Origin of the sequence: Treponema primitia ZAS-1, assembly GCF_000297095.1 — a bacterium.
Classification (GTDB): Bacteria; Spirochaetota; Spirochaetia; order Treponematales; family Breznakiellaceae; genus Termitinema; species Termitinema primitia_A.
The window spans coordinates 80,687-86,771 of sequence record NZ_AEEA01000048.1; the positions used below are offsets into that span (position 1 = coordinate 80,687).

6 protein-coding genes are annotated in these 6,085 nt (G+C 53.9%); 1 reads left to right on the forward strand and 5 read right to left on the reverse strand.

Annotation, left to right across the window (positions count from 1 at the left end; translation table 11 throughout):
• Positions 1–2 precede the first annotated feature (2 nt).
• Complete coding sequence (locus tag TPRIMZ1_RS0108220) at positions 3–680, reverse strand: HAD family hydrolase (RefSeq protein WP_010257624.1); 678 nt, start codon at positions 678–680, stop codon at positions 3–5.
• A gap of 71 nt (positions 681–751) precedes the next feature.
• Here TPRIMZ1_RS0108220 and TPRIMZ1_RS18690 point away from each other — a divergent pair, with 71 nt between their 5' ends.
• Positions 752–2,122 carry an MATE family efflux transporter gene (locus tag TPRIMZ1_RS18690; RefSeq protein WP_010257626.1) on the forward strand — a complete coding sequence of 457 codons (1,371 nt, stop codon included), beginning with the start codon at positions 752–754 and terminating at the stop codon, positions 2,120–2,122.
• Between the two features lie 3 nt (positions 2,123–2,125).
• On the opposite strand, the gene aroE is transcribed toward TPRIMZ1_RS18690, so the two are convergent.
• The 4 genes from aroE to TPRIMZ1_RS0108245 are packed head-to-tail and all read right to left on the reverse strand — an operon-like array spanning position 2,126 to position 5,862.
• The gene (gene aroE, locus TPRIMZ1_RS0108230; RefSeq protein WP_010257628.1) at positions 2,126–2,971 is read right to left on the reverse strand and encodes a shikimate dehydrogenase; all 846 of its coding nucleotides are present in this window, start codon (positions 2,969–2,971) and stop codon (positions 2,126–2,128) included.
• A gap of 59 nt (positions 2,972–3,030) precedes the next feature.
• Entirely contained in the window at positions 3,031–3,933 is a 903-nt protein-coding gene (locus tag TPRIMZ1_RS0108235; RefSeq protein WP_010257631.1) for a class I SAM-dependent methyltransferase, read from the reverse strand.
• Entirely contained in the window at positions 3,887–4,762 is an 876-nt protein-coding gene (locus tag TPRIMZ1_RS0108240) for a hypothetical protein (protein WP_010257640.1), read from the reverse strand. Before TPRIMZ1_RS0108240 ends, TPRIMZ1_RS0108235 begins: the two co-directional genes overlap by 47 nt.
• Positions 4,763–4,764: 2 nt before the next feature.
• Positions 4,765–5,862 carry a hypothetical protein gene (locus tag TPRIMZ1_RS0108245; protein ID WP_010257642.1) on the reverse strand — a complete coding sequence of 366 codons (1,098 nt, stop codon included), beginning with the start codon at positions 5,860–5,862 and terminating at the stop codon, positions 4,765–4,767.
• Positions 5,863–6,085: the final 223 nt, after the last annotated feature.

Sequence of the window (6,085 nt, forward strand, 5' to 3'; positions counted from 1 at the left end):
GGTTAGTACCGCAGGGCCAGGAGTTCCCACAGTTCCGCCGGATCATCTATGATCCGGTCGGCGCCGGCGGCTTCCAGGATAGCCCTGCCGCGGAAGCCCCAGCTTACCCCCAGGAAGCTGCATTCTGCGGCCAGGGCGGTGGCCACATCCACCTCCGAATCGCCTACGAACAGAGTTTCCCGGGGGCTTGAATCGAGCTCCGTAATAAGCTCCCAGGCGGCGGTGGGGTCCGGCTTTCGGGGAACCCCCGGCCGCTCTCCCAGGACCATATCAAAAGTATAGCGGGGGAAGAGCTTCCCAATTACCAATTGGGTTATGGAATCCGCCTTGTTGGACAGGACGGCGGTCTTAATTGCGGACCTTCTATCCGATCTTCCCCGCAGCTCCGCCGCCAGTTCCGGTATTCCCGGATAGGGCCGTGAAAGATCCGCCGGGTGGTCCGTATAATAGGCTATGGCGCTGCGGTATACGGTATCCACGGTTTTTTCGTCACAGGCCGAGGGCGGCAGGGCTTTAGCGGCCAGGTTTCTCAGGCCGTTGCCGACAATTTTAGCATAACTTTCCCGGGTGAGGGCGGGGAACCCCCCTTCTTCCAGGGCATGGTTCATGGACGCGGCAATATCGCCGATGGTATCTACCAGGGTACCATCCAGATCAAATAGTATACACTTAAATCTCATACCTTCCATTGTACCGTACTACATTGAATAAGAAAAGCGATTATGGTAGACTATGGGTGTACATACAAATTATGACTAAAAACCTTACCGTAGGCAACCCAGCCTTACTTATTGTTTCCTTCACCATTCCCCTGCTTATCGGAAATCTTTTCCAGCAGTTCTACAGTATGGCGGACACCTTCATTGTGGGGCGTACCATCGGGGTGGCTGCTCTGGCGGCGGTAGGCTGTACCGGAAGCCTCAGCTTCCTGTTCCTTGGCTTTGTCATGGGGTTTACCTCCGGGACCGCGATTATTACCGCACAGCGTTTCGGCGCCGGGGATGAGAAGGGGGTGCGCCGGAGCTTTGCGGCAAGCATAGTTCTCAGTATCATCATGGCGTTGATATTAACCGTGGTGAGCGTGATCTTTACCCGCTCTATTTTGAAGCTTCTCCGCACTCCGGCGGAGATTTTTGACGGCGCCTATAGGTACATCATCATCATATTCTGGGGTACCGCGGTGTTGATGATGTTCAACCTCCTCTCCAATGTAATGCGGGCCGTGGGGGATAGCCGGACCCCCCTGGTTTGTCTGGTAATTGCCTCTGTTGTCAATATTATCCTGGATTATATTTTTATCCTGGTCTTCCATACCGGGGTGGAGGGGGCGGCCTATGCCACGGTTATCGCCCAGTTTGTTTCCTGCATTTTTTGCGCTTTGGTGATTGTCAAAAGACTTCCCATCCTCAAGATCCGTAAGGAGGACTGGAAAATTGATAAGGCGGATATGGCGGAACATATCCGGGTGGCCATGCCCATGGGCTTCCAGATGAGTATCATTGCTATCGGGGTGGTGGTGCTTCAGTTCGCCCTGAATAAGCTGGGAACCACCGCGGTGGCGGCCTTTACAGCGGCCCAGAAGATAGACATGGTGGCGACTTTGCCCATGATGTCCTTTGGGGTTACCATGGCAACCTTTACAGCCCAGAATTACGGGGCCCGCAAATTCGACCGTATCCGCGCCGGGATAATCCAGAGTTCTATCATCTCCGGCGCCTTTAGCATAATCATGGGGATCACCTTTTTCCTTACCGGCCGCCAGCTGTCGGCGATCTTTATCGGTTCGGATCCTAACGCAGTCGCCCTGTCCTACACCTATCTTCGAATAAACGGCGCCTGTTATATTTTGTTATCCTTTCTGTTTATTTTCCGGCAGACCCTTCAGGGGCTGGGCAACAGCCTTATCCCCACGGTGGCGGGAATTATGGAACTGGTGATGCGTACCCTGGCAGCGATTCTCCTGCCGGCCTTTTTCAGTTTTGTCGGGCTCTGCTTCGCCGGCCCCCTGGCGTGGCTGGGCGCCTGTGTGCCCCTGACCATAGCGCTCGCCCTGACCATGAAAAAGCTTCTGAGGAAATCCATGGCGGAACGGAAACAGCTTAGCTACCATCGCATTAACTAGATTTTATTCAAATTCCTTTGCCAGGGCGCTGTGCATCACCTCTGTGGGGGCATCCTGGCCGGTCCAGAGCTTAAAACCAATGGCGCCCTGTTCCACCAGCATGCTCAGGCCGTCATAGGTCATGGCTCCCCGCTCTTTTGCCTTTTTCAAAAATTCAGTTTTGGCAGGGTTGGGGATAATATCCTGTACAATCATAGCCGGGGTGATGTCTTCATAGAAGATATCCGGGAATCCCGGGTCCGGGAAAAGGCCTATGGACGTGGCGTTGATCAGGATGTCACAGGGGGGGATATGGGCGGTACCCTTCCATTCGGCGGTCTTAACTTCGCAGGGGGTGTTCTTTTTTACCACCGCGGCGATCTCATCGGCCTTATGCAGGGTACGATTAAGGATCAGCAGTTTACCGGCTCCCGCCAAGGCGCACTCCACGCAGATTGCCCGGGAGGCGCCGCCGGCTCCGAGCACGACAATGGATTTGCCCCGGAGTTCAAGTCCCTGTTTCTGCATACCCTGGACAAATCCTGCGCCATCAGTATTTTCTCCAAATAATTTGCCATCCCGGTTGATAATAGTATTGATGGCTCCTATTAATTCCGCTTTTTTGCTCAGCCCATCTACGTATTTCAGGGCTTCTACCTTGTGGGGTATGGTCAGGTTGACCCCCGCAAAATTCAGCGCCCGGAGGGCCTCAAAGGCGGCGTCCAGATTTTCGGGTTTTACCAGCATGGTAATATAGCGCCAATTAAGGTTCTTGGCCTTGAAAGCCGCCTCTTCCATCACGATAGTAGGATTTTCATCTACCGGACATCCAAATACTCCCACAAGTTCGGAACGATAACTCTTTGCCATGGTTCTTATACCTCTTTTATAAATCACAGTATAACTATTCTTGATGGTTTGTGCTAGACTCAGCGGGCTGTCCTTGCCCGGATCAGCATCACATCTCCGGCGGTAAAAAATTTTGCTGCCCTGTCGGCTATGCGCTTTAGCGGCGCCGGAGCAAGCCCCGCTGCAAGTCCCCCCCAGGTGCATATCCGTTCTATCGTAAACCCATGCTGTGTTAAAAGCCGGGACAGGGTCTTTATTGAAAATAGGTAGAGGTGGTCAAAAATCGCCGAGCGCCAATGGCTCCGGAAGAGCCGAGCCTGGAAACCCGAGATGTTCGGGGTGGTAACGATACAATAGCCCCCCGGGGCAAGTATCCGGTAAACTTCCCGGACAAAGGAAGCGGGATCGTTCAGGTGTTCGATTAAATGGGATGCCAGGACCAGGTCGAAGCTCGCATTGGGGAACCGGTTCTCCTCCAGGGGAAGGCTCCGTACATCAAGGGAGCGTTCTTTACGGGCATATTCGGCGGCGGGGGAAATCTCTACCCCGCTTACAGCCCAGCCGCGATCCCGCAGCTTTTCTAACAATGCTCCGGTGGCGCAGCCTATGTCCAAGACCCGGCCCTGGGAGGATCGGGCACGCAGATCCCGTTCCAGCTCCTCGAACCCGGCGTCCGCCAGGGCCAGTTCCTGGAGATGCAGAAACGCCGGTTCGTTTTTTAGCTCGTAGGACAGGTACGCTGTACCGGAACCTTCCCGGTAACGCCGGGTCACTTCGGCTTGTTCCGGCTGGGGGTTCATTTGTACCAGACCACAGCGCCGGCAGCGGACATAGAAAAAATCTTCACAGAAAAGATGCGGACTAAATTCCGCGCCGCCGCAGAGGGCGCAGGGGATGGGTCGGTTTTTTTCTTTCCCCACCGGGGTGGACCATGTTTTAATCAACCTGGAGCCGGTAGATTTCGTTTCGGGGATTTTGGACATTATCCAGGGCAATTATTTCCAGGGTGACCTGACCCCGGGTAAAGGCGATATCACCGATTTCAAAGGCGGGGTAGGGGGCGTAGACTTGCTGCACCGGGGCCAGACTGTTCCGGTAGGCCATGGCAATTCCATCCCGGACGGAGAAGGTTTCAAGGTTGAGGTAGCCTAGCTCAACGCCGTTTAGGGAACAGACGATCCGGAAAGGGGCCAGCTGCCGGTCTCCGTTTCCTTCCCGGGTATCCGAAACTTCCACAGAAACCGTGTACCGGCCCTGGTTGATAGTATTTCTGGCTGAGCCCGGGCTGAGCTTAATATCTCTGTTATTCCCGTTACTCAGGGTAACGGACAGAATATTCGGCGGCCGCGTATCCGGCAATGGGGTGATGATCATAGACGGGTTAACCCAGCGCCGTTCCCGCCGGTCAAAGAGGGAAAAAAGAAACCCCCCATCATTGGACCAGCCGGACTTTCCCGCAGAGGCAATGACCGTATCTTTTTCAATCAGAGAAAGGGTTTCCGGTAATGTCTTTTCGTCAAAACGGCTGTATATACTCACCAGCCCATCGCCGTGATCCAGGGCAACCCAGGCGCCCAGGGGCGAGGGAAGCTGGGAGGCGGTAGTTTCAGGATCATTGTAGAAGAGGATCTCCCCGGCATCGGCGGCGCGGATGGGACCTTCAACCTCAAAACACACCCCCAGAACAGGTTTGCCATGATCGTTCCACCCGAAATTGCGGCTCATCAGTCCTTCCTGGGTAGGCCATTCCATTCCGTGGAGACCGGATAGGGCAAAAAACGCCGCGGCTAAAAGCAGGTACTTATTTTTCATACTTATCTCTCTTCCAATTCAAATGAGGCCAGGGTCATGCCCCCGCCAACGTAGAGTTCCGAACCCCGCCGGCTTAAAAAGGCGGTCTCGCTTTTGAAGGCGGCCTGCATGACGATGATACCGGGCAGCCGTATGGCGACCAGATTTTTCGATGCGCCCCCCAGGGAGCTGATTACAAAGATCAGGCCACTATTGCCTGTTTCATCCAAGGCGGTGATGGTTCCATTAAGGGGCACCTTAATACTTCGCCGGGTTTCAATCTCGTAGAGCCCCAGCCCGCCCTGACGCTCAAAGACGATCCATTTGTCATTTTCAACAAAGGCCATATGGACCGCATGCCTGAATCCGTCTTCCAGAAATTCGTGGTAGACAATCCGGTAGGAATTTCCAAATTGTTCCAGAAGAAGAAAGCGCTGATCGTCATAGCCCGAAATAATGGCCAGCCGCAAACCGTCCTGGGAGATACGGCAGCCCAGGATCACCGCAAGCCGGGAACCGCCGGGGTTAAGGGAATAGACCCGCTTTCCCGAAGCGTCCAGCAGTTCCACGGTCCCATCCAGGGAGCCGGTGAGGATCAGATCCGAGCCGGCATCAATGCTGGTAAGGGGAGCCGCAAAATCGTAGGTCCAGAGTATCTCCCCGCTTTCCTCCACCAAGGAAAGGGAAGTCTGATCTTCCCCGATAAGAAAAATTTTTCCATCCAGGAATAGGGGATAACCCCTGCCGTTTTCTATGGTTGTGAGGGATTCTCCCTGGGGATTGCGGATATGTATGGTTTCGGGAACCGCTTTAAATTCCGCCCAACGATCTTCCGAAAGGGATACGCCGCTTGTGCCAGCCCCCCTGATAGGCTGGTTAATGGTAAATTGACCCCGGGTATTCACATAGCCGAAACGGTTTCCCAGCTTAAAGGGGACAAGGTAATCCGGGGATGGGCTGTTTTCTGTAAGCATATTCGTGGAATAGTCCGACTCCAGAGAACTGAGCCAGCGGGGAACCAGGATGGTCTCCACGGGAATCGGCTGGGCGGCAACAAAAACATAGGCGACAAAAATGAAAAAAACCAGGATGATCCAATATTTCCTTTTTTCTTTTGCCACTGGAACCTCTCCGAAACCATATTTTAACTAGGGTACCATAAAATAGCAGAATCGTGTATACTTATTCAATGGTTGGTTTAATTAAAAAGCGATATTTTCAGTTCTTTGCCCTGTGCCTGTGCGGATTCTTCACCGTTTCCGGGCTTTTTTCCCAGGACAATTCATCCGCTCAAGCGGACATCGCGCCGGCTGCCGCCGGAGACGCTTGGATTATCACCATTCG

Coding starts and splice junctions, on each gene's coding strand:
- TPRIMZ1_RS0108240 (WP_010257640.1), bottom strand. CDS start 4,762: ATGAAAAATAAGTACCTGCTTTTAGCCGCGGCGTTTTTTGCCCTATCC.
- TPRIMZ1_RS18690 (WP_010257626.1), top strand. CDS start 752: ATGACTAAAAACCTTACCGTAGGCAACCCAGCCTTACTTATTGTTTCC.
- aroE (WP_010257628.1), bottom strand. CDS start 2,971: ATGGCAAAGAGTTATCGTTCCGAACTTGTGGGAGTATTTGGATGTCCG.
- TPRIMZ1_RS0108220 (WP_010257624.1), bottom strand. CDS start 680: ATGAGATTTAAGTGTATACTATTTGATCTGGATGGTACCCTGGTAGAT.
- TPRIMZ1_RS0108235 (WP_010257631.1), bottom strand. CDS start 3,933: ATGTCCAAAATCCCCGAAACGAAATCTACCGGCTCCAGGTTGATTAAA.